The sequence below is a fragment of the Escherichia sp. AM3 genome (assembly GCF_032029835.1).
Classification (GTDB): Bacteria; Pseudomonadota; Gammaproteobacteria; order Enterobacterales; family Enterobacteriaceae; genus Escherichia; species Escherichia coli.
The window spans coordinates 1-610 of the sequence record NZ_JAVUPQ010000503.1 but is presented as its reverse complement, the minus strand read 5'-3'; the positions used below and the strand labels follow the sequence as shown (position 1 = coordinate 610).

The following is a 610-nucleotide window of genomic DNA, read 5'->3' as shown; positions in this document are numbered from 1 at the left end:
CCTTCCAGCTCCATCCAGCTGTGCGTGTTCTGTTTGCGCTCGATGTATTCCCTGGACTCATACCCCATCGTTTCAATGATAAAGGTCGTCACTGAACTTTCTTTGGCTGGAGCTACGTTCAGGATAAAATCAGGATGAATGTCTTCCTCTTCACCGTCCTTGATGCTTTTTGTCGTGAACAAGGGTTTGCTGAGACTGATCGCATCCGGATGATTTGGTTGACGACCGGCATAGCTGCAGGCGTTGATGATCACCTTCAGGGTGTCACGCTCCTTGTTACTGTCGACAGGTACTGGATTATCCAGCGTGTAGGCGGCATGGGCGTAGCCTTCATGGCAATAAACGTTACCATCTCCCCCCCTCCGGTATTCCAGGATTGTCCAGTAGGGGGCGCGGCTGCCGACATTGTATGTGTTTTCACCATTGATACTGACCCGAGCCTCCGGCCGGTGCACGAAGTTTTTCCCACGAACGCTGAAGACCACCTCTTCCCGGCTGACGTCTGTCGCTATCCCGATGACGTACACGCACGGTTCTTTTTTCTGGCTATTGATACCCAGAATAGTTTCCAGCTCTGAAAGCATGCAACCAATACGCTCGATGCTTAACC

1 pseudogene is annotated in these 610 nt (G+C 51.6%); it reads right to left on the bottom strand.

The features are described 5' to 3' along the window. Positions 1 to 610 (bottom strand): annotated as a pseudogene (locus RTW80_RS26885) (hypothetical protein); the annotation flags it as partial.